Source organism: Klebsiella sp. OBRC7, assembly GCF_000293135.1.
Lineage (GTDB): Bacteria > Pseudomonadota > Gammaproteobacteria > Enterobacterales > Enterobacteriaceae > Klebsiella > Klebsiella michiganensis.
Window position 1 is genome coordinate 1 of the sequence record NZ_ALNJ01000048.1, and the last position, 20004, is coordinate 20004.

Sequence of the window (20004 nt, forward strand, 5' to 3'; positions counted from 1 at the left end):
CTGATTTTCAGCCATGAGAGCACGAACGATTCGAACAGCAGCGTATACCGGCTGCCAGGCCCTGCCCACGGTACAGGCAATGTCTGGCAGCCATGCTCCGGACACATAATGCGGGGAACATCGGCTTCGACAATGGTGGTGAACTGGCAGGTATCAAGATGGCGCCATTTACGATGACGGTGATCGTGAACAGAACAGGATTTACCGCAGGTCGGACAGGCTAACCGGGTGTTTTCAGCGATCCCAACAGTGACAGTAACAGAACCGGCATTTTCATCGAGAGAAAGGGACTTTACCTGCCACGGAGCGGACAGATTGAGAATATGAGCGTAGAGGGACTTTTCGTCCATGGCGGTGACCTCTGGCGATTAAATACACCATTATCATGCCTTCAGCCACCACAACAAGGGAAGACCCATATATATACAGTATTTTATCAACAGTGGAGGCAGCATGGACTATAACGTAAAATCCGTAGGCAAGAAGAAAATTGCCGGGTTTCATCTGGTCGGTCCCTGGGAGCAGACGGTAAAACAGGGGTTTGAACAGCTGATGATGTGGGTCGATAACAGCCAGGTGCCGGCGCAGGAGTGGGTGGCCGTTTACTACGACAACCCGGACGAAGTCCCGGCGGAAAAGCTGCGCTGCGCGACCGCCGTCATGGTGGCGGAAGACTACTCAATCCCCGCCAACAGCGAAGGCGTGATGATGACCGAAATCGCCGGCGGGGATTATGCGGTTGCCCGTGCCAGAGTCGAGAATTATGACTTTGCAACACCGTGGTATCAGTTCTTCGAGAGCCTGATGCAAAGCAAAACGCACCAGATGGCGATGAAGCCCTGTTTTGAAGTCTATCTTAACGATGGTAACCAGGATGGCTACTGGGATATTGATATGTATATCGCGGTCGAGCCGGCGGTGAAGTAGAACATTGTCCCTTCGTTTGACAAGGTTTATTACATTCGCGTGATGCTTGCGGCGAAAAAGCAGTTACAATTGGCCTTTTCGTTGTGTCGGAGTAGGTTGTGCGCGCGGATAAATCACTTAAGCCATTTGAAATTCGGCTGTATCGCCATTACCGCATCGTCCATGGCGTGCGAATAGCATTGGCCTTTGTGCTCACCTTTGTGCTGGTGCGCCTGCTTAACGTTCCTGAAGGCACCTGGCCCCTCATCACCCTGGTGGTGGTGATGGGGCCTATCTCCTTCTGGGGAAACGTCGTACCGCGTGCGTTTGAACGTATCGGCGGCACGATCCTCGGCTCGGCGCTCGGGCTGGTGGCGCTCAAGCTGGAGCTTATCTCTCTGCCCATTATGCTGCTGTGGTGCGCGGTGGCGATGTTCCTCTGCGGCTGGCTGGCGCTGGGCAAAAAACCCTACCAGGCGCTGCTGATCGGCATTACCCTGGCGGTAGTGGTCGGCGCGCCGCCGGGCGACATGACCACCGCGCTGTGGCGAAGCGGCGACGTTATCTTCGGTTCCCTGCTGGCGATGCTGTTTACCGGTATCTGGCCGCAGCGGGCCTTTCTGCACTGGCGCATTCAGATGGCCAGCTACGTCACCGCCTTCAACCGTCTGTATCAGGCGGGCTTCTCGCCTAACCTGGTAGAGCGTCCGCGTCTGGAAAAGCATATGCAGAAGGTGCTTAACGACGTGGTGAAAATGCGCGGATTGATTACCCCTGCCAGCAAAGAGACGCATATCCAGAAGGCCATCTTTGAGGCAATTCAGACCGTCAGCCGTAACCTGGTGTGTATGCTGGAGCTGCAAATCAACGCCTACTGGGCGTCGCGTCCCGGCCACTTCGTGATGCTTAACGCCCATACGCTGCGCGAAACCCAGCAGATGACCCAGCAAACGCTGCTGACTATCGCCCACGCCCTGTATGAGGGCAATCCGCAGCCGATCCTTGCCAACAATGAAAAGCTCAACGAAATTGTGGCGGAACTGCGCCAGCTCATCAAAGAGCAGCCGGACGACAATTTCTCCGAAACGCCCATTCACGGTTATGTCTGGTTAACTATCGAGCTGGCGCGCCAGCTCGAACTGCTGTCGCATTTAATCTGCCGTGCGTTGCGTAAATAAAGACCAGACTCGCGTGGTTTTTCCATCGCTTGCTTCGATTCAGCAGCGTTTAGGGTTATGATAACGGCAAAGGAAAAAACATTGTCATCAGCGGCTGCTAACAGTTATGTTAGCCCTATGTAGCAGTCGCTTTAGCGAATCCGAATCTCAAATATTAGGGGTATAAAAATGGAAACAACTAAGCCTTCTTTCCAGGACGTACTGGAGTTTGTTCGCCTGTACCGTCGTAAGAACAAACTGCAGCGTGAAATTCAGGACGTTGAGAAAAAGATCCGTGATAACCAGAAGCGCGTACTGCTGCTGGACAACCTGAGCGACTACATCAAGCCGGGCATGAGCGTTGAAGCTATTCAGGGCATCATCGCCAGCATGAAGAGCGATTACGAAGATCGCGTTGACGATTACATCATCAAAAACGCCGAGATCTCCAAAGAACGTCGCGATATCTCTAAAAAGCTGAAAGCGATGGGCGAAGCGAAAGTCGAAGATAAATCTGCCGAGTAAGCCCCGTTAATGCGCTCCGGCGGCGCTCGCTGCCGGAGTTCCTCTTCTTCCTCTTGCGTGACCTCACAGTTCCTTAGCAAAAACGCCCGCGCGACGCTGAACCTTTACCCAGGAATTTGGTATACTTCCGCCGTAAACATATTGATATCGGAAGGGTTTATCTCATGCTGTCCCTGCAACAGGTGCCGCCGCGATGATACTGATGACCGGCGACGCGCTTAGAGGCCAACGCCGCGACGCCGAATCTTTACTCAACTCTTTCGTTTCGGCGATCTTCATCGCTACCTCCCGGCTCTCCGACAACCAAATGGCCGCGCGCATTCAACACCACCGTGATACCCGGCTTGCCCACTGGCGGCTGGAAGAACGCGGGCAGGCTTTCTCCGCGCGGCAGCCGCGCGGATAAGTCAGGTCACGGTCGGTGGCGGGCGTGAATAACCGCTGCCGCGGGGTTTATCGACAGGAGTCATCACTCAATGATTAAGTCTTTTTTTGCCGCATTATCATTTATCAGCCGCCTGCCGGTCCCGGCGCGTTTATCTCAGGGGCTGGAAATTGAACAATATCAACGCAGTATCATCACATTCCCCCTGGTAGGGCTGCTGCTGGGGGCGATTGCCGGCGCCGTTGTGATGCTGCTCCAGCCGTGGTGCGGCGGCCCGCTCGCCGCGCTGCTCGGCGTGCTGGCGCTGGCGCTGTTGACCGGCGGGTTCCATCTTGATGGGCTGGCGGATACCTGCGATGGCATCTTCTCCGCCCGCCGCCGCGAGCGGATGCTGGAAATCATGCGCGACAGTCGGCTGGGCACTCACGGCGGGCTGGCGCTGATTTTTGTGCTGGTTGCAAAAGTACTGGTGGTCAGCGAGGTGGCGCTGCGCGGTACGTCGGCGCTTGCCGCGCTGGCGGCCGCCTGCGTCGTCGGCCGCGGTATGGCGGTGCTGTTGATGTATCGCCAGCGCTACGCCCGCGAAGAGGGGCTGGGTAACTTGTTTATCGGCAAAATCACGCTGCGTCAGTCTCTGATTACCATGGGGATCGCGCTGGCGCTGGCGACGCTGCTGCTCGGGGTCAACGGTCTGCGGGCGGCGCTTATCACCCTGGTGCTGGTTTGGGCGCTGGGTCAGGCGCTGAAGCGTACCCTGGGCGGGCAAACCGGTGACACATTAGGCGCGGCGATTGAGCTGGGCGAAGTCATATTTCTGCTGGCCCTGCTGTAGGCATTGCTTTCTTCCCGGTGGCGCTGCGCTGACCGGGCTACAAGTCCACCGCTGTCTGCGGGCCGGTAGCCCGGACAGGCACAGCGCGCCGCCTCCGGGAAAATTATTCAGCGCACGTGCTTACAGCGCTTTTTGCCATACGCTCTGCGGCAGGAGATAAACGTCCGCCGGTGCCGTCATGCCGTCGGTCACGATATGCTGAATGCCGCTGGCCATTACCGCCAGGGTCACGTCAAAGGCGTTCAGGCTATCGCCAAAGCCCGCGGTCAGGTTGAGCATTGAACCGTTCGCCATCAGATAAACGGTTTTATCGCCCAACCGGTAAGCGTTGATATAGGGCATGACCTCTTCATGACGGAACTGGCGCAGGTACTCACAGTCAATCTCTTCCGCCACGTGACCCACGTTGAGAATAAACACCCCATCTTTGGACTTATCCAGCGCCTGGCGATTAACGACTTTTTTACCGCCGGTCGCCGTGGCCACCACGTCCGCGGAGGCAATCGCCTCCTGTAATTCAACGACGTGCCAGCCATCGTAGGCCGCCTGTAATCTCCGCGCCGGGTCGATTTCCGCTACCATCACCTGGCCGCCGAAGGCCTTCGCCGCCGCCGCTACGCCCTGGCCAACCAGACCATAGCCGATGACCAGTACTTTTTTCTCATGCAGGGTCAGGTGGGTCGTCTGGAAAAAGGTGTGCCAGGCGGTCAGGCCGACCATATGACGGTTGTGCAGGCCCTCTTTTACCGGCAAATCATCCCAGTTAAAAATCGGGTAGCCGGGGCGAATATCGCCCAGGCGGCTAACGCCAGAGCCGGTCGCCTCAAGGCCCGCGACGATATTGCCAAACTCCCCGCGCTGATGCAGCAGGGTGGTAATATCCGCGCCCATTTCGCACAGATGCGTCGGCTGCCATGCAATCGCTTTTTCCCAGGATAGCTGCCAGTCGGCATCGCTCATATCCCGCCAGGCGAAGGCTTCCGCGCCGCGCTCCACCAGCCAGGCGACCACGTCATCCTGCACCGTCGTTGGGTTACAGGTGGTAAGAAAAACCTTCGCCCCTTTCTCCAGAATTCCCTGCACCAGGGGGATCATTTTCATATCGAGGTGCATACAGCAGGCGAGACGCACCTGGCTGAGATCCGGCAGGGCGGCGACCTGACGCAGGGTGCGCGGCATATTCTGACTGGCCCATGCGATCTCTTTCTCAAATTTTATCTTGTTATTCAACGTGTTTGACCTTCAATCCATAGAATGCTGATACCCAGAGGTGAGGGGATTTTAACGTAGCGCGCGCCGTTTTTACATTCACAAAATGAATGATGAAAAGCCACGACAAAGACATGGTTGTTAAAATAAGGTTAAAAAAAGAAAATGAAACATAAGTTCTTATTATGATGTAAGCGAGTTACACGATGTTAAGCGTTTTACCCGGATCGCTCTTTTCGCGGATCCGCATTTTCCTCGGCCGCCTCAAGCCGCATGCCCTGCCGATTGCCAGAAAACATATTGTTCTGGCCTCTCTCGGCGCCGGGACGGGACTGGCGGTGACCAGCATGTTCAGCCACTGGCTGTTAGGGGAGGTCAATATCTGGTTTATCGCGCCAATGGGCGCATCGGCAGTGCTGCTGTTTGGCGTCCCGAGCAGTCCCCTGGCCCAGCCGTGGTCGATTGTCGGCGGCAACGTGCTCTCGGCGCTGATTGGCGTGACAGTGGGAATGGCAATCCCGAACCTGGCGCTGGCCTGCGGCGTGGCGGCGGGGCTGGCGATCGCCGGTATGTATTTCCTGCGCTGCCTGCATCCGCCGGGTGGGGCGGTGGCGTTAACGGCGATCCTCGGCGGGGCGGGGGTACAGAGCGAGGGCTACCACTTTGTGCTGACCCCGGTATTACTCAATTCCCTGATGCTGGCGCTGCTGGCCATTGTCTTTAACAACCTGGTGGGACGACGCTACCCGCACCCGCTGGCCGCAGAAGAGGTAAAGGCGAAAACCGTACCGCTGGGCCTGTCGGTGACCCGCGATGATATTCACGCGGCCCTGCTGGACGGCCAGTTTCTCGACATCGATGAAGACGACGTGCAGGAACTGATGGAAAATATTGAACAAAAAGCCAGACAGCGTATCGCCAGCGCCCGGCAATCCTGATTTTCCCGCCACCCGCAGGGCGATGCAGCGAGCCGCATCGCCGCCAGGGCTAAAGTTCGCCGGTGATGTACTGCGCCACGCCGTGAGCAAAACTCCAGTCCCCTTTATGGTTGCTGATTACCGAGATCATCAGGTCATCGCCGCTCAGCCCGCAGTGCTCCTGGAGCTCAGCCAGCAGGGTGGCATAAAAAAGCTGCTTCTGTTCTTCGCTGCGCGGGCTGGTATATACCCTCACCACCACCACGTCCCGGCTTCGCGTCAGCCCCAGCCCGGTATCTTCAATAATCATATGATGAGCTTTGTTTTCGTGAACAATCTGGTAGCGGTCGCGCTCTGGCACCTTGAACGCCTGCACCACGGCGCGATGTGCCGCATCCAGCAGGGTTTTGATCTCGTTTTCGCTGCGTCCTTCAATGATATCAAACGTCAGTAATGGCATAGCAGATGGTCCTTATTGTCGGGTTACCTCAGTGAGAGAGATGCTAACCCGTGCTGAAGCCGGCAAAAACCGCTATATTTGAACTCATTGTTTTTATCTGTGAACAATTGCTATGCGCGAGATCCGCCCGGAAATTTACTGGACCCACCTGTACTGGCTTACGGTGCTGGAGGAGCAAAAAAGCTATACCCGCGCCGCGGAAAAGCTGGCGGTCAGCAAATCCGCCATCAGCCAGAAAATCAGCGAGCTGGAGCGGGTTACCGGTAAGACGCTGGTGCACCGAACCACCCGCAGCGTGACCTTAAGTGAAGATGGTCTGCGGCTGGTGGCGGAGCTGAACGAGCCGTTTGGGCAGATTCGCGAGATCTTTACCGGCACCTGCGACGAGGAAGGTGGTCCCCTGCGCGGTACGCTGCGCCTGACCGCGCCGGTCGCATTTTCACGTCAGCAGCTGGTCCCGGCCATTACCCCTTTTCTGCACCAGCATCCGCAGCTTCATCTCCAGCTGGAGGTGACCGACCGACTGGTGTCGCTCGCCAGCGAGGGGTTCGACCTTGCTATTCGCCACTGTCGCCGCGAGCTGCTGCCGGAGACGCACGTGGCCTGGCCGCTGTGCCGTACGGCTACCCTGGTGGTCGCCTCGGCGGACTATATTCGCCGCTTTGGTCGCCCCGATTCGCCTGACGCGTTGCGTCAGCATCAATGCCTCACCTACCCGCGCGGGCCGCAAAGCCCGCACTGGACCTTTGAGCGGGACGACGAGCGGGTGAGCGTGAAGGTGCAGGGGCCGTTTGCCACCAATAACAGCGAATCCCTGCGCGACGCGGTGCTGGCAGGACTGGGCGTTGCCTTACTGCCGGATTTTAGCGCCAGGGAGGCGATTGGCCGCGGGCTGGTTCAGGAGCTGCTGCCGGGATGGCGGCCGGTGGATGCGTTTGCGGAAAGTCTGTACGTCATTCGCCCCTACACGCCGCGCGTATCGCGGGCGGTAGAGACGTTTAGCCGCTATCTGAAGGCGACTTTCAGCTGATATTATCCAGCTGCTGCGCCAGCGCCTCGCGAAAGCGGGGCAGCAAATCGGCGCCTTCTGAAACCAGCTCCGCCAGGGTCACGGTTTTATCGGCGCGGTATTCCCGCCCGCTGCCAAGCCGGGCTTCGAAATCATTGGCCGCCCGGTGAGCCGCTACCAGGTCGGCATCCAGCAATACCACCGCGTGCGCGAGAACCACATGGCCCCGACCTTCCGCCATCGGTCGCCAGTACTGGGCCGTGCCGGCTATTTTTCGCACCTGCTCGCCTTCGCCGCAGGCCAGATTATAGCGACCATCGCAAAATGAACCGCTGACCGCCCGGCAGTGGCTGGCCACGCCAAAGCTCGCCAGCGTGCGCTGCAACAGGCCGCAGAGGAAAAGATAAATCGGTTCTGCGGCTTCGCCCAGCGAGTGATAGACCGGCCAGGCCAGGCTGAGATTGACAATTCCCGGCCCCTGCGGCACCAGCCCGCCGCCGGAGCGGCGCTGCCAGACCGGCCAACCCTGGCCGGCGAACTGCTCGCTCACCGCCGGGAGTTCGGCAAATTTCCGGTAGCTTCCCGGCACCACAAACCCCTGCGGGGCCTGCCAGAGCTGAGCCACCGCCTCACCGTCGCGCGCCCGGGCAAACAGCGGCTGCTCGGCAAGGATGGGATCGGCAAAGTAACCAACCGGTAGCTGCTGGTGGCTAAAGCGCAGCGGCCAGCAGGGTTCCTGAATCATGATTTCTCCTTATCGACGCTATTCGCCATGGCGGCTGGGTTTCATCAGCATCGCCGTAAGGGCGGAGAGCAGGCAGCCTGCGGTCAAGTAGATAGCGACGCTATGCCAGGCGCCGCCGGATAAGGTGACCAGGGCGGCGGCGATAAACGGCGTAAAACCGCCGCCGACAACGCTGGCAACCTGATACCCCACGCCGGCCCCGCTGTAGCGATAGCTGGCACCAAACATTTCGGTAAACATCGGCTGCTGAACGCAAACCACCATATCGTGCGCAATATTTGCCAGCATAAGCGCGAAAAACAGGATCCAGAAGTATGACTGGCTTTCGAGCGCCATAAAAAACGGGAAGCCGCTGAGGGTGCCGATCAGCGCTCCGGTGATGTAGACGCGGCGTCGGCCAAAGCGGTCCGCCAGCCAGGCAAAGCAGGGTATTGTCAGGCAGCTGATGGCGCCGACAAGCAGGCCAATATTCAGAAACAGCTCGCGCGGCAGGCCGAGATTCTGCGTGGAATAGTTAAGCGCGAAGGCGGTAACGATATACATCGTCAGCAGCTCGCACAGGCGCAGGCCGATAATCATTAAGAACGCGCCCGGATGGCGGAACAGCGCTTCCACGACCGGCAGCCGCTTTTTCTTCGGCTGCAGCTGCTGTTCGCGCTGCTGCTGTTCAAATTCGGCGGATTCCGCCATGCCGTTGCGGATCCAGAGCGCCGCCAGCACCAGCACGACGCTAAACAGGAACGGCAGACGCCAGCCCCAGCTGAGGAACTGTTCATCGGTGGTGCAGGAGCTTATCAGCGACACCAGCCCTGTAGAGAGCAGCAATCCGACGCCGTAGCCCACCTGCACGCCGCTGCTGTAGAACGCCTTCTTATTTTTCGGCGCGCTCTCTACCGCCAGCAGCGCCGCGCCTCCCCATTCGCCGCCCACCGCAAAGCCCTGGACGGCGCGTAGCAGGACCAGCAGAACCGGCGCCCACCAGCCAATCTGGTTGAAGGAGGGCAGCAGACCGATACAGGCGGTGGCGATCCCCATCATCCATACCGTCAGCATCAGCATGCGTTTGCGCCCGAGGCGATCGCCGAAATGGCCGAAGATAATGCCGCCCAGCGGGCGGAAGAGGAAGCCGACGCCGAAGGTGGCAAAGGCGGCGAGGGTACCCATCGCCGGGCTGATTTGCGGAAAAAATTCCCGGTTAAATACCAGCGCGGCGGTGATGCCATAGAGAAGAAAGTCGTACCAGTCGACCACGGCCCCGGCGAAACTGCCCCAGGCCGCTCTGCGGGCGCGGTTGAGTGAACATGCCTCCTTGCCGGGGCGCTGAGAAATTAACGTTGAGTCCATACCTGTCCTGTCTGTTGCTGAGTTTTTAATTATTGGAATGAGACGCTTTCCGAATTCGCGCCTGTCCTGAGACTACCGCGCAGAAGGGCAAGTGAAAAGATTTTTACCTGCTCTGGGCGTTTAAAGGCATAAAGCGTTTGCTTCGCCGGGGGATGAACGCCCTTGTCGGCCGTTCAGAATGCGAGCTTAGGACTTCGCTTATTGTTTTTAATTTTAATTTTTGAACCCAACCGGGACACCTTTTAAGAAATGACTCAAATGGTTTACAATTAACAAGTCTCCAATTTCGGAAGGGTGAGTTAAATGCGTTTAATTTTTGCAGCTTTATTTTGTGTCATGGTTTCGCCTTCCGCTTTTGCAGAAAAACTGCCAGCGCCTGTGGGCAAACCCGTTTTAACTATTTCCGGCCTGATTGCTAATACGAATGAGGGCGATACCGCCGTTTTTGATGTCGCCGCATTAGAAAAGCTGGGGATGGAAACGCTGGTGACGACCACGCCATGGTATTCGGGAAAGGTCCGCTTTGACGGCATTTCCCTCAGTAAACTCATGGATTTAGTCGGTGCCAAAGGCAAGTCAGCCCGGGTGCTGGCGCTCAACGATTACACCACCATTGTTCCCATCGACGACTTTCATAAATTTCCGGTAATTTTGGCTTTAAAAATGAACGGCGAATATATGCGCATTCGTGATAAAGGGCCCTTATTTATTGTTTATCCTTACGACAGTAGCCCGGAATTGCAGAATCAGATTTATTATTCCCGTTCGGCATGGCAGGTTTCGAAGATTATAATTGAGTAAGGGTTTGATCTTGAATCGAATACTCACTGCCATTATTTTGTCGCTCTTCATTGTGACCGGTTACATAACTTATCTGGTGCATGAGCGGCAAAGTGAGCTGCAAAAATTAACTCGTTATACTGATTCGTGGTCCGTTTCCCAGATAGTCTCCGAGTACATGCGCCTCGAGGCGCGACTCAGCGCGATGGGGCTGGGGGTGAAGGGAAGCGACCACGATGAGGTGCGCCTGCGTCTGGAAATTATGATGAGCCAGATTGCGCTGCTGCAGCAGGGTGATTTGGGAAAGTTTATCGGCAAAGATCCTCACCGTAAGGCGATAGTCAACAGCCTGATTGATCTTCTTGACCGGCTGGATAAGCAGCTGGACACTATGACGACAGCGCAGCTGAAGCTGATGCTGCAGGAGATGAGTACCCTGGACGGGCCGTTGACCTCACTCGCGTCCACCTCGCTCGCCCAGGATTTTAATCTGGTTAATCTGACCCACGATAAAATACAAAATCTCTATTACATCTATTCGGCGATTTCCATTCTGCTGATTGTTCTCTGTATCACGCTCGGGCTGTTGATGCTGAAGCAGAATAACACCCTGCGTCGCGCCCACGTGCGGATGAAATTACTGGCGACCGACCTGCAGGCCTCAAAAGAAAAGCTTCAGGTGCAGAACCGCCGTCTGCAGTACGATGCCTATCATGATTCGCTGACCGGGATGCCCAACCGTCTCTCTTTCTGGCAACGTCTGCAGGAGGTCGTCAATCAGGTGCGGCCCTATAACGGCTCGGCGGTGGTGATGCTGTTTGACCTGGATAATTTCAAGGACGTCAATGATACCCAGGGTCACGATGCCGGGGATAAGCTGCTGCAGGATTTGGCCAGCCGTCTCTCCTTTTTTCGCAAAACGTCAGAAACGCTCTACCGGCTGGGAGGGGACGAGTTTGCCCTGGTTTCCCATGATTTAACCGAAGAGATGGCGCTGGAGCGGGCTAAGGTGATCCGGGAAAAGATCAGTCAGCCGTATCAGATTTACGACTCGCTGATCCAGATTGGCGCCTGTATCGGGATTGTCATCTCTGACGGGGAAAGCCGTACCGACTATTTATACAAATGTGCCGACCTGGCGCTGTATGAAGCGAAAAAAGAGGGTTCCGGCAACGTTCAGGTATTCCGTCCCGGACTGCTTCAGCGCCAGCAGGAGAATAAATCCTTTGAAGATGACCTGATGCAGGCGCTGAACAAAGGTGAGTTCAGGGTTTACTACCAGCCGATAGCCGACACGATGAACGGTGAAATCTACGGCTACGAAGCGCTGGTGCGTTGGTTTCATCCGCTGCGCGGCAGCGTCCCGCCGACCGAATTTATTCCGGTAGCGGAAAAGATTGGCCTGATTAATCAGCTGGGCGAGTGGGTGCTGCGAACCGCCTGCGAAGCGGCCGCCAGCTGGTCGTCGCCGCTCAAAGTGTCGGTTAACGTGTCGCCCATTCAGCTGATTAACAGCTCGCTGACCGATACCGTGGTCGGCATACTGAGAAGCACCGCGCTTGACCCGCATCGCCTGGATCTTGAGATTACCGAGTCTGACGTCTTTAACGAAAATACCCGCTCTCTCGAGATCCTGAGTCAGCTGCGCGAGCTCGGGGTGCAGATCTCCATTGATGATTTTGGCACCGGCTATTCTTCGCTATCGCGGCTCAGCTACTTCCCGTTCGATAAGATAAAAATCGACCGCTCTTTTGTGATTAATATTCCCGATCAGAAAGATGACCTCGATATCGTGCGGCTGATTATCAGCATGGGTAAAAGCCTGCATATGCGCATCGTGGCCGAAGGTGTCGAAACAGAAGAGCAGCTGCAGTCCTTACGCAAATTAGGCTGTGACCTGGTACAGGGTTATTTGATCGGTAAGCCGGGGCCGCTTAATTCACCCGACAACAGGTAATTCATCTCTTAATACGGGCGATATTAATTTACCGGATATCGCCCGTGTTTATTTTTAAATTGCTGTAATCCCTAATAGGTATAAATAGGGGTAGAGATTCGTGTCGTTAAAAAATAATACACTTAGCGAATGAAAGGGGTATATCATATGCAACATATTTTCCCATTTCCGACCGTATATGCGGTGCGTTAAGAGAGGCGAAATCATGCAGCGAATCATTATTCCTACCCACTATGTGCATACCCGGAGCACGCCGCTGTGGACGAAGCGGACGGCGCCGGCCTCAATCTGGAAGCGGCATCTGGATGCCGGTACCCGGCAGGGCGTCTATCCGCGCCTGTCGGTGATGCGAGGGGCGATACGCTATCTCGGATATGCCGATGAAACCAGCGCGGAACCGGTGGAAACCCTGACCATTGCCGAAGGTGAATTTGGCGTTTTTCCGCCCGAAAAGTGGCACCGCATCGAGGCGTTAACCGAGGATACCGTTTTTAACGTCGATTTTTATGTTGACCCTGACATTCTGATTGAGGGATAGGTAATATGATGAACAGCGAAAATAAAGGCTATTCGTTAGCGGTGATCAACGGGAATAATAAAGATAAAAAAGAAAAAGTGTATCTTAAGCCGATGGCCCTGTATGTCCCTGATATCGCCACCCAGGCCGTGGCTGAGCTTATTTCCACGCTGTCGGTGGAAAACGCCGGAGGAAAGGGATTTATATTGACGGTGACCAACAATAATAACGGCGTCTCGGTCGATAGCGAGTTTCCTTCTCTGGCTGAGCTGCAGGATCCGCAGACGGCGGCCGATGCGGTAAAAGATCTGATTAATATTGTCCGCGGCTACGAGTCCGACGAAGAGACTAACGTCTGCGGCTGGTAATCGTTTGCCGACGCAGAATCGTCAGCTGCCGTCTATCGTCAGCTGACGCTGGACGGCTCTCGGTGGCCTGCGTCAGCCGTATCCCGCGGTATTTAGCGGCGCGTAATATGTTTAACATTGTATTTGTTGGTATTCTGGTAAATATCGGATAAATCAACAATGGTATTGTTATGGGCATAGCTGATCGACTGCACCCGTAGCAGCAGGCTGTTTTGTGGAACCTGTAAGAGCTCTGCTTGCTCCCGGGTGGCCAGAACCGGGGTATAGCTGCGGTGGCTCTCCAGGATGGTGATATTGCACTCTTTCTTGAAATAGTTAAATTTCGATCTTTCCAGGTTTCCAACGCTTAGCCAGGGAAAAATCGCCACCGGTATATAGCTGTTCTCAATCAGAATAGGTACGTCGTCAATCATCCGAATGCGTCTGACGTAATAGACCTTCTCTCCCGGCTCAATTTTCAACTGTTGTGCGATAGCCAAAGGCGCATCGATCATCGTGAACTCAATGACCTTATTGCGATAGTTGGTGACGCCGCCGATGTGCATCTGGTAGTTGAAGCCGTCAAGTTCCCCGCCGCGATAATTGCTCTTACGCGCCACGTATGAACCGCTGCCGTGGCGTTTAACGATCAGCTTCTCACTTTCCAGCAGCGTGAGCGCCTTACGCAGGGTCATGACGGAGACCTGCAGCTCCCCGGCCAGCGCTTTTTCACTCGGTAGCGCATCTCCCACCTCGAATTCATCGCTATTGATGCGATTTTTTAGCCTGTCTGCGATTTTTTTATATATCACTTATAGATTTCTCGTGGTGTGTTATGTCATCGGGTCATTATTTTAACTTATTAATAATTAAATATTTTTTATCATTCTTTGTTGTTGTGGTGTCTTTCTCATCTATTTATTTGCTTTTACTTATATATCTGTTGCCTCAAGAGAGATATGACTTTCATCACAGATGACGATTTCACCGCTCTGAATTATGTCTGCCGGCGCATAGGCTGAAACGCATGTATCGGGCGCTGACGGCCGATGTGTGGGACAGGGGGTGAGGATGATCGGGGTAAAAAAATTACAGGATTTTTCGAAGGCCATGATTGGGCCGGTTTTGTATCTGCCGGTTATTGGTCTGCTGATAGCGTTGTTTAGTATGACAACCAATAAAATCTGGGTCGCAGAAGAGAGCTCGCTTTATCTGCTGGGGAAATACGTTTCCAGCATGCTCTGGGCCATCATGAACAATCTTGGCTTCTTCTTTTGCCTCGGGCTGGCCGGCGGGCTGGCAAAAAACCGAAAAGCGGAAGCGGCTTTTGTTGCCGCAATGACCTGGTTTATGTACCTGGCGGCGAATAACAGTTGGCTAACCCTGACGCAGCGCCTGGCCGCCGGCAGCAGCAACGCGCAGCTCTACGGCAGCGGGCAAACCTTTATTTTTGGCTTCCAGGTCATTGATATGGGCGTGTTTCTTGGCATTATCCTTGGCTGTGCGGTCGCCTGTATTCACAACCGGTTTGTCGACATTGAGTTTCGCGGCGCCTTCTCTATCTACGGCAACAGCAAGCTGGTGCTGATGATGATGATCCCGCTGGTCGGTGTGTTTGCCATCGCCACGGTGTACGTCTGGCCGATTGTTGAACACGGCATATCGGCGCTGACCGGGGTGATGAAAACCTTCGGCGCCGCCGGCGTTTTTCTGTACGGTTTTCTCAATCGTTTTCTTATCCCGACCGGGCTACACCATCTGATTTGGTCGCCCTTTGTCTTTACCTCCATTGGCGGACAGCTGTTGATTGATGGCCAGACGGTGGTGGGGGCAAAACCGATTTTCCTCGCTGAAATTGCCCATAGCGCTGGGCCGTTAAGCGACTCGGCGCGATTTCTCACCTACGGCATGGTGAAAATTTTCGGTACCGCCGGAATGGCCCTGGCCTTTTATACAACCGCCAGGCCGGAAAATAAGCAAAAGTTGAAAATCACGCTGATTCCTTTGATTGTGACTTCATTCCTGGTGGGGATCACCGAACCTTTTGAGTTCTTATTTATCTTTACCGCACCGTTGCTATGGCTGGTTTATTCATTACTGGACGGATTTTTCCAGATGCTGGCGTGGCTGCTGGATGTGCGGGTCTGCGCCACCAACGGCATTATCGATTTTATTGTTTACAACATTCCGGCGGGAGCGCACCTCACGCGCTGGCCTGTGTTTGTCGCGCTGGGGTTAATGGAAACCGCGACGATGTTTTATATCGGTAAGTTTCTGATTCTGCGTTTCAAAATGCGTACGCCGGGCCAGGAGCAGCAGGGGGAGGGGGCTAACCAACCGGCAAGCGTAAGCGCGCCTGACAAGGCTTCCGGCGAGCAGGTCATTCTGGGCCTTGGCGGCAAAGAAAATGTCTGTTCGGTCGAGAACTGTTTTACGCGACTTCGGGTTGACGTGCGGGACCCCGCATTAATTCAGGAACACATTCTGAAGACCAGCGGCGGTACCAGCGTCATTATCAAAGGCAATCACGTTCAGGTTATTTATGGTTTAGGGGTTAATAAAATCCGTAATGCCGTGAATCGCTATTTAGATGTACATGAATAATGAGGTGGAAGATGAAAAATAAATTCGTTGTGACCATAGCCGGCGGCGGCAGTACGTATACCCCAGGGATTGTTATGATGCTGCTGGAAAATATGGACAGGTTTCCGTTAAGCGAAATTCGTCTCTATGATAATCATCACGATCGCCAGCGCGTGATTGGCGAAGCCTGTGCGATTCTGGTGGCTGAACATTATCCGCACGTTGCTTTTAGCTTCACCACCGACCCGCAGGAAGCCTTTACGGGCGTCGATTTCGTGATGGCGCATATTCGCGTCGGCCTCTATGAGATGCGCGAGAAAGACGAGAAAATTCCGCTTAAACATGGCGTGATTGGCCAGGAAACCTGCGGCCCGGGCGGTATCGCTTATGGTATGCGCTCTATCGCCGGCGTCCTTGAGCTGGTTGACTACATGGAAACGTATTCGCCGGGCGCGTGGATGCTCAACTATTCCAATCCGGCGGCGATCGTTGCCGAGGCCACGCGTCGACTACGCCCGACGGCCAAAATTATTAATATCTGCGATATGCCGGTGGCTATTGAAGGGTTATTCGCCGATATTCTCGGGCTGAAATCGCGTAAAGAGATGAACGTCCGTTATTTTGGCCTCAACCATTTCGGCTGGTGGACCAGCATTACCGATAAGGCCGGCAACGATTTAATGCCGGCGTTAAAAAACCACGTTGCCGAGCTGGGCTATTGCAGTCCGAAAGAGGATTTTCAGCATAAAGCGCCAAGCTGGATTGAGACCTTCAAAAAGGTGAAGGACGTTTTTGCGCTGGATACCGATACGTTACCCAATACTTATCTGAAGTACTATTTTTATGCCGACTATGAGGTTGCCCATTCAGACCCTGACTTTACTCGCGCCAATGAAGTGATGGCGGGGAGAGAGAAGGAGGTGTTTGATATGGCCAGAGAGATCGTCGCCCGGCAAAGTGCCAAAGAGGCGCATTTCCATGCCGGGGCGCATGCGACCTTTATCGTCGACCTCGCCTGCGCCATCGCCTTTAACACCCAGGAGAGAATGCTGCTGATTGTGGAAAACAACGGCGCTATCGCGAATTTTGACGATACCGCGATGGTTGAAGTGCCTTGCCTGGTGGGCGTTAATGGCCCCGAGCCGCTGGCGATGGGTAAGATCCCGCTGTTTCAAAAGGGGATGATGGAGCAGCAGGTGGCGGTTGAAAAACTGGTGGTCGACGCCTGGGTTGAAGGAAGCTATCAGAAGCTCTGGCAGGCGATGACCCTGTCCAAAACGGTACCCAGCGCTTCGGTCGCAAAAGCTATCCTTGATGAACTGATCGTCGCCAACCGTGGCTACTGGCCGGAGCTGCGCTGAAGTGTCGCCAATGCCCGATGTTTTCCATCGGGCGTTACCGGTATCGCGATGCCGGCGCGATGGTCCGCCTCGCCCGAAAGCGGCAGAAGAAGCTCCGCCACGTTCTCCCTGCCTACCGGCGCCGAGAGGTAGTTGCCCTGAAAGCGGTCGACTCCCAGCGCCTTCAGTTTGTTGAATTTCTCCAGGCTATCTACGCCTTCGGCAATACAGCGGCTGCCGGTCAGCTGGCAGTAGAAGATAAGGCTTCTGATCAGCGCCAGCGCGTGCTGATCGCGCTGCATATCGTTGACGATGCTCATATCCAGCTTGTAAGCGCTGAATCTCATCGTGCGCACCGGAAACATCACGCTGCTTTGCGAGAAGCAATCATCAAGCATGATAGGGAAGCCGCGCTTTTGCAGGCGGGCGATATTTTCGGCGATTTTGCCGTGACCGTTGAGGTCGGTATTTTCAGCAAACTCCAGCACCAGCCTCTGCGACCTGTGCGGCTGACGCAGCTGCTGGCGCGCGGTTTCCATCATGCGAAGCAGGTTCTCGTTACCGGCGACGGCGGCGGGAATATTCACGGCGAAATAACACTCGCCGGAATGCTGATTAATATTCTGCACCGCTTCCTGAAGGACAAACGCGGTGAGCACCAGCCAGGCATATTCCGAGCGTATTTGCGGTAAAAAATCGCCGGCAGCCAGCACGCTGCCGTTTCGGTTCCAGCGGGAGAGGATCTCCATTCCCTTTACCTGATGGCGTTCATCGGTAATGGGCTGAAATACCGGAAAAATCTGTCGGCTGTGGATCGCATGGACAAGTTCACGCTCGAAAGCGGAAAGGGCGGCGATGCTCTCGCTTTTCTGGTCTCTTATCTGACTGCCGGGAAAGCGGGCGGCCATTTCAGGGTGGTGTTCCACCATTTTTTTTAATCCTGCGGTTCTTTGATTGTAGAGCGTCTTGTGGCTGATGCCGCGGCGTTGAGCCTGAGCGCTGGCGCGGTAGCCGCAGAGTAAACCGAGGATAGCGTCCAGCTCCGGCCGGGTGATCCCGGCGGGGCGCTTGCCGAGCGCTCGCGTTTCATCCTCTGCCAGCTGCTCAAGAGAGGGGTATTCTTCGAGTACGGCGTCGCGCAGCAGCGCCGCCAGGCAGGGGACCGGCAAATCGGAAGCGGCGGCCCGTACGGCGGTAAGCAAACGCCGGTCTGCGACCTGATGCACCAGGGTGGGCCACAGCCAGCTTGCCGGGCTGCGGCTCAGGAACAGCATGGGCAGCGGCGTGGCGGACCGCGCCAGCAGCGCGGCGGCCCGCTTCAGGGTTGCCAGTAGCCCGGCGGGGGCTTCCGGGAGAAAAACCACCACTCGGCGAACGCCGGCAGGCAGGGACGGCGTCTCCGGGGGCAGCACGACGGGCCGGGCTCCTCCCTTCGCTATTATCCCCCTCAGCCCCTCGGCAGCCAGCGAACAGGGCGACAGGATAGCGACGAGCGGCTGCCCGCCGCCGGGGGGCGGGAGATTATTCGTAAACAAAAGTCACTCCGATAATCGACTGCACGTTACCCGCGGTCACCTGCCCGCTGGTGCGCGCGTAGTTAGCGGTTAATCCAAGGCTGACCGCCGAGGTGCCCACGTTGCCTAACGATACAGTACTGTTGGCGGGAACGACGCTGCCGTTACGCGTCAGCTGAACGCCCACCCCCTGGGCAGGGGACGCTGAGGCGGTATTGGTAAATATCGAGTTGGCCGCGTTCTCCGTGGTGCCGGAGAGGTAATAGCCCAGATTCTGGTTTTGCGCACAGTAAACCGTCAGCGGAATGGCGGCGGATGCGGGATATTCCGGCAGCGTCACCGTCACATCGCGAGCAGAAACGTCGCAGCCGCCGGTTGGCACCACGACGTTGTTGTTGGCGTAAATGTTCCACACGAACTGGAAGTCGTCGTTATCCTTGTTGTTGGTCTGACGCAGGATCAGGACCGCGATCAACGACCCGGCGGAAATGGCGACGCCGCCTGCGCTACTGACGGGCGTCAGATAGAGGACGGTAGGCCAGGGGCTATCAACAATGGAGCTATAGGTCATGCGCGCCGTTTCGCTGGAGGTTGGAAACGGGTAGCTGATGCCGTTATACCTGACGGTGCCGGAAAAGCTCGACAGCACGCCGCCGTAGGCCGAGCCGCGCTGCAGCGTTACGTAGTCGATCATGGAATCCGGAAAGTCGTTATGACAGAAAATCTGCGTCGAGAGATCCACCACCAGGTTCTGCCCGACGCTGACCGCCGGCGCGAGGTTTACGTAAACGTTCGCCGAACCGCCGCCGATGGGGATTGTCACCCCGGCGGCGGTTTTACAGGCGAACGACCAGGCGTTAAGCGACCAGCCCGCCAGCAGCAGCGTTAACAGCAGGGTGATTATCTTTTTCATTACTCTGTTCTCCTGGCTCAGGCGTAGGTATAGGTGACGTTAATCACCGCCTGAATAGTTCCTTGCGTCGCACCGCCGTTGACCGTCAGCGCTCTGACCTGTAGCGGGAAGCTGGCGGACTGGGTGGCGTCGTCGACCTGTACCTCTTTTCTCGCGCCGGTGTTCAGCGTGGTGCCGTCCTCATCCTGCAGCTCAAGCTGGATGTTGCCGGCGGTTCCCTGGTTCTTGTAATAGCCGGTGGCATCCGCCGTACCGCTGAAGCTGGCGGTGACCCGCGACGTGCCGACCGGGCAGTTGCTCAGGGTGAGCGCCACGCTGTGCCAGGGCGAAGCGGCGCCGGCGGAGACCAGGCTAAAGGTATAGAGATCGCCGAGATCGACGGTGGCGTTAACGGTGGAAACGGTACAGGGTTTGGCCACCACTTTGCCGTTAACGGTAATGGTGACGTCGGCGGCCTGTAGCGTCGGGGAGGACGCCGCCAGCATCGCGGCCAGCAGCCATCCTGAATAGGTCGGGTTCATCAGCGCCTCCGGTTACTGAAATTCAAGCGTGAATGTTGCGGTT

22 protein-coding genes are annotated in these 20004 nt (G+C 56.0%); 13 read left to right on the forward strand and 9 right to left on the reverse strand.

The window, feature by feature from the left end:
• Positions 1-350: ISL3 family transposase (locus HMPREF1144_RS11095; protein WP_009652803.1), on the reverse strand; the 350-nt coding region annotated here is incomplete at its 3' end.
• Positions 351-453: 103 nt separating this feature from the next.
• Here HMPREF1144_RS11095 and sbmC point away from each other — a divergent pair.
• From sbmC to cobS, 5 genes are all read left to right on the forward strand, one after another.
• On the forward strand, positions 454-927 hold the full coding sequence (gene sbmC, locus HMPREF1144_RS11100; RefSeq protein WP_009652802.1) for a DNA gyrase inhibitor SbmC: 474 nt from the start codon (positions 454-456) through the stop codon (positions 925-927).
• Positions 928-1025: 98 nt separating this feature from the next.
• A complete protein-coding gene (locus tag HMPREF1144_RS11105; RefSeq protein ID WP_004852378.1) occupies positions 1026-2084 on the forward strand; it encodes an FUSC family protein in 1059 nt (352 codons plus the stop codon).
• Positions 2085-2252: 168 nt separating this feature from the next.
• Positions 2253-2588 carry a DUF496 family protein gene (locus HMPREF1144_RS11110; RefSeq protein ID WP_004103624.1) on the forward strand — a complete coding sequence of 112 codons (336 nt, stop codon included), beginning with the start codon at positions 2253-2255 and terminating at the stop codon, positions 2586-2588.
• Between the two features lie 193 nt (positions 2589-2781).
• Positions 2782-2994: a bifunctional adenosylcobinamide kinase/adenosylcobinamide-phosphate guanylyltransferase gene (locus tag HMPREF1144_RS11115; RefSeq protein WP_009652800.1), complete on the forward strand. Its 213-nt coding sequence runs from the start codon at positions 2782-2784 to the stop codon at positions 2992-2994.
• 70 nt (positions 2995-3064) lie between these two features.
• On the forward strand, positions 3065-3805 hold the full coding sequence (gene cobS, locus HMPREF1144_RS11120; RefSeq protein WP_004852372.1) for an adenosylcobinamide-GDP ribazoletransferase: 741 nt from the start codon (positions 3065-3067) through the stop codon (positions 3803-3805).
• A gap of 120 nt (positions 3806-3925) precedes the next feature.
• Here cobS and HMPREF1144_RS11125 read toward each other — a convergent pair whose 3' ends face one another.
• Positions 3926-5035: an adenosylhomocysteinase gene (locus tag HMPREF1144_RS11125; RefSeq protein WP_009652805.1), complete on the reverse strand. Its 1110-nt coding sequence runs from the start codon at positions 5033-5035 to the stop codon at positions 3926-3928.
• A gap of 185 nt (positions 5036-5220) precedes the next feature.
• Here HMPREF1144_RS11125 and HMPREF1144_RS11130 point away from each other — a divergent pair, with 185 nt between their 5' ends.
• Entirely contained in the window at positions 5221-5952 is a 732-nt protein-coding gene (locus tag HMPREF1144_RS11130; RefSeq protein ID WP_009652804.1) for an HPP family protein, read from the forward strand.
• Positions 5953-6001: 49 nt separating this feature from the next.
• Here the strand turns inward: HMPREF1144_RS11130 and HMPREF1144_RS11135 are convergent, their stop codons facing one another.
• Positions 6002-6391: a tautomerase family protein gene (locus HMPREF1144_RS11135; protein WP_004852366.1), complete on the reverse strand. Its 390-nt coding sequence runs from the start codon at positions 6389-6391 to the stop codon at positions 6002-6004.
• A gap of 112 nt (positions 6392-6503) precedes the next feature.
• On the opposite strand from HMPREF1144_RS11135, the gene HMPREF1144_RS11140 reads away from it, so the two are divergent.
• A complete protein-coding gene (locus HMPREF1144_RS11140; protein WP_004852363.1) occupies positions 6504-7421 on the forward strand; it encodes a LysR family transcriptional regulator in 918 nt (305 codons plus the stop codon).
• Here HMPREF1144_RS11140 and HMPREF1144_RS11145 read toward each other — a convergent pair.
• Together HMPREF1144_RS11145 and shiA are read right to left on the reverse strand one after the other, a co-directional pair.
• Positions 7414-8145 (reverse strand): lipoyl protein ligase domain-containing protein, encoded by a 732-nt coding sequence (locus HMPREF1144_RS11145; protein ID WP_009652799.1) that lies wholly within the window; start codon positions 8143-8145, stop codon positions 7414-7416. The two genes, HMPREF1144_RS11140 and HMPREF1144_RS11145, sit on opposite strands and share 8 nt — an antisense overlap.
• Positions 8146-8163: 18 nt before the next feature.
• Complete coding sequence (gene shiA / locus HMPREF1144_RS11150; RefSeq protein WP_004852360.1) at positions 8164-9489, reverse strand: shikimate transporter; 1326 nt, start codon at positions 9487-9489, stop codon at positions 8164-8166.
• A gap of 303 nt (positions 9490-9792) precedes the next feature.
• Between shiA and HMPREF1144_RS11155 the strand changes: the two genes are divergently transcribed.
• From HMPREF1144_RS11155 to HMPREF1144_RS11170, 4 genes are all read left to right on the forward strand, one after another.
• Entirely contained in the window at positions 9793-10290 is a 498-nt protein-coding gene (locus tag HMPREF1144_RS11155) for a molybdopterin-dependent oxidoreductase (RefSeq protein ID WP_004852358.1), read from the forward strand.
• Positions 10291-10300: 10 nt separating this feature from the next.
• Positions 10301-12226 (forward strand): putative bifunctional diguanylate cyclase/phosphodiesterase, encoded by a 1926-nt coding sequence (locus tag HMPREF1144_RS11160; protein ID WP_009652798.1) that lies wholly within the window; start codon positions 10301-10303, stop codon positions 12224-12226.
• A 205-nt stretch (positions 12227-12431) separates the two neighbouring features.
• Entirely contained in the window at positions 12432-12764 is a 333-nt protein-coding gene (locus HMPREF1144_RS11165) for a DUF1971 domain-containing protein (protein ID WP_004852354.1), read from the forward strand.
• 8 nt (positions 12765-12772) lie between these two features.
• The gene (locus HMPREF1144_RS11170; protein WP_032721869.1) at positions 12773-13111 is read left to right on the forward strand and encodes a DUF1869 domain-containing protein; all 339 of its coding nucleotides are present in this window, start codon (positions 12773-12775) and stop codon (positions 13109-13111) included.
• 92 nt (positions 13112-13203) lie between these two features.
• Here HMPREF1144_RS11170 and HMPREF1144_RS11175 read toward each other — a convergent pair whose 3' ends face one another.
• Entirely contained in the window at positions 13204-13902 is a 699-nt protein-coding gene (locus HMPREF1144_RS11175) for a GntR family transcriptional regulator (protein WP_009652806.1), read from the reverse strand.
• Positions 13903-14161: 259 nt separating this feature from the next.
• Between HMPREF1144_RS11175 and HMPREF1144_RS11180 the strand changes: the two genes are divergently transcribed.
• A complete protein-coding gene (locus tag HMPREF1144_RS11180) occupies positions 14162-15694 on the forward strand; it encodes a PTS transporter subunit EIIC (RefSeq protein ID WP_004852348.1) in 1533 nt (510 codons plus the stop codon).
• Positions 15695-15705: 11 nt separating this feature from the next.
• Complete coding sequence (locus tag HMPREF1144_RS11185; protein WP_004852346.1) at positions 15706-17034, forward strand: 6-phospho-alpha-glucosidase; 1329 nt, start codon at positions 15706-15708, stop codon at positions 17032-17034.
• Here HMPREF1144_RS11185 and HMPREF1144_RS11190 read toward each other — a convergent pair.
• Genes HMPREF1144_RS11190 through HMPREF1144_RS11200 form a run of 3 tightly spaced genes read right to left on the reverse strand, consistent with a single transcriptional unit; the run spans position 17013 to position 19961 of the window.
• Positions 17013-18548: an EAL domain-containing protein gene (locus HMPREF1144_RS11190; protein WP_182012635.1), complete on the reverse strand. Its 1536-nt coding sequence runs from the start codon at positions 18546-18548 to the stop codon at positions 17013-17015. The genes HMPREF1144_RS11185 and HMPREF1144_RS11190 overlap by 22 nt on opposite strands.
• A complete protein-coding gene (locus HMPREF1144_RS11195; RefSeq protein ID WP_004852342.1) occupies positions 18535-19440 on the reverse strand; it encodes a fimbrial protein in 906 nt (301 codons plus the stop codon). Before HMPREF1144_RS11195 ends, HMPREF1144_RS11190 begins: the two co-directional genes overlap by 14 nt.
• Positions 19441-19457: 17 nt before the next feature.
• The gene (locus HMPREF1144_RS11200) at positions 19458-19961 is read right to left on the reverse strand and encodes a fimbrial protein (protein WP_004852340.1); all 504 of its coding nucleotides are present in this window, start codon (positions 19959-19961) and stop codon (positions 19458-19460) included.
• Between the last annotated feature and the right edge of the window lie 43 nt (positions 19962-20004).

Coding starts and splice junctions, on each gene's coding strand:
- sbmC (WP_009652802.1), top strand. CDS start 454: ATGGACTATAACGTAAAATCCGTAGGCAAGAAGAAAATTGCCGGGTTT.
- HMPREF1144_RS11110 (WP_004103624.1), top strand. CDS start 2,253: ATGGAAACAACTAAGCCTTCTTTCCAGGACGTACTGGAGTTTGTTCGC.
- HMPREF1144_RS11115 (WP_009652800.1), top strand. CDS start 2,782: ATGATACTGATGACCGGCGACGCGCTTAGAGGCCAACGCCGCGACGCC.
- cobS (WP_004852372.1), top strand. CDS start 3,065: ATGATTAAGTCTTTTTTTGCCGCATTATCATTTATCAGCCGCCTGCCG.
- HMPREF1144_RS11130 (WP_009652804.1), top strand. CDS start 5,221: ATGTTAAGCGTTTTACCCGGATCGCTCTTTTCGCGGATCCGCATTTTC.
- HMPREF1144_RS11135 (WP_004852366.1), bottom strand. CDS start 6,391: ATGCCATTACTGACGTTTGATATCATTGAAGGACGCAGCGAAAACGAG.
- HMPREF1144_RS11140 (WP_004852363.1), top strand. CDS start 6,504: ATGCGCGAGATCCGCCCGGAAATTTACTGGACCCACCTGTACTGGCTT.
- HMPREF1144_RS11145 (WP_009652799.1), bottom strand. CDS start 8,145: ATGATTCAGGAACCCTGCTGGCCGCTGCGCTTTAGCCACCAGCAGCTA.
- shiA (WP_004852360.1), bottom strand. CDS start 9,489: ATGGACTCAACGTTAATTTCTCAGCGCCCCGGCAAGGAGGCATGTTCA.
- HMPREF1144_RS11155 (WP_004852358.1), top strand. CDS start 9,793: ATGCGTTTAATTTTTGCAGCTTTATTTTGTGTCATGGTTTCGCCTTCC.
- HMPREF1144_RS11165 (WP_004852354.1), top strand. CDS start 12,432: ATGCAGCGAATCATTATTCCTACCCACTATGTGCATACCCGGAGCACG.
- HMPREF1144_RS11170 (WP_032721869.1), top strand. CDS start 12,773: ATGAACAGCGAAAATAAAGGCTATTCGTTAGCGGTGATCAACGGGAAT.
- HMPREF1144_RS11180 (WP_004852348.1), top strand. CDS start 14,162: ATGATCGGGGTAAAAAAATTACAGGATTTTTCGAAGGCCATGATTGGG.
- HMPREF1144_RS11185 (WP_004852346.1), top strand. CDS start 15,706: ATGAAAAATAAATTCGTTGTGACCATAGCCGGCGGCGGCAGTACGTAT.
- HMPREF1144_RS11195 (WP_004852342.1), bottom strand. CDS start 19,440: ATGAAAAAGATAATCACCCTGCTGTTAACGCTGCTGCTGGCGGGCTGG.
- HMPREF1144_RS11200 (WP_004852340.1), bottom strand. CDS start 19,961: ATGAACCCGACCTATTCAGGATGGCTGCTGGCCGCGATGCTGGCGGCG.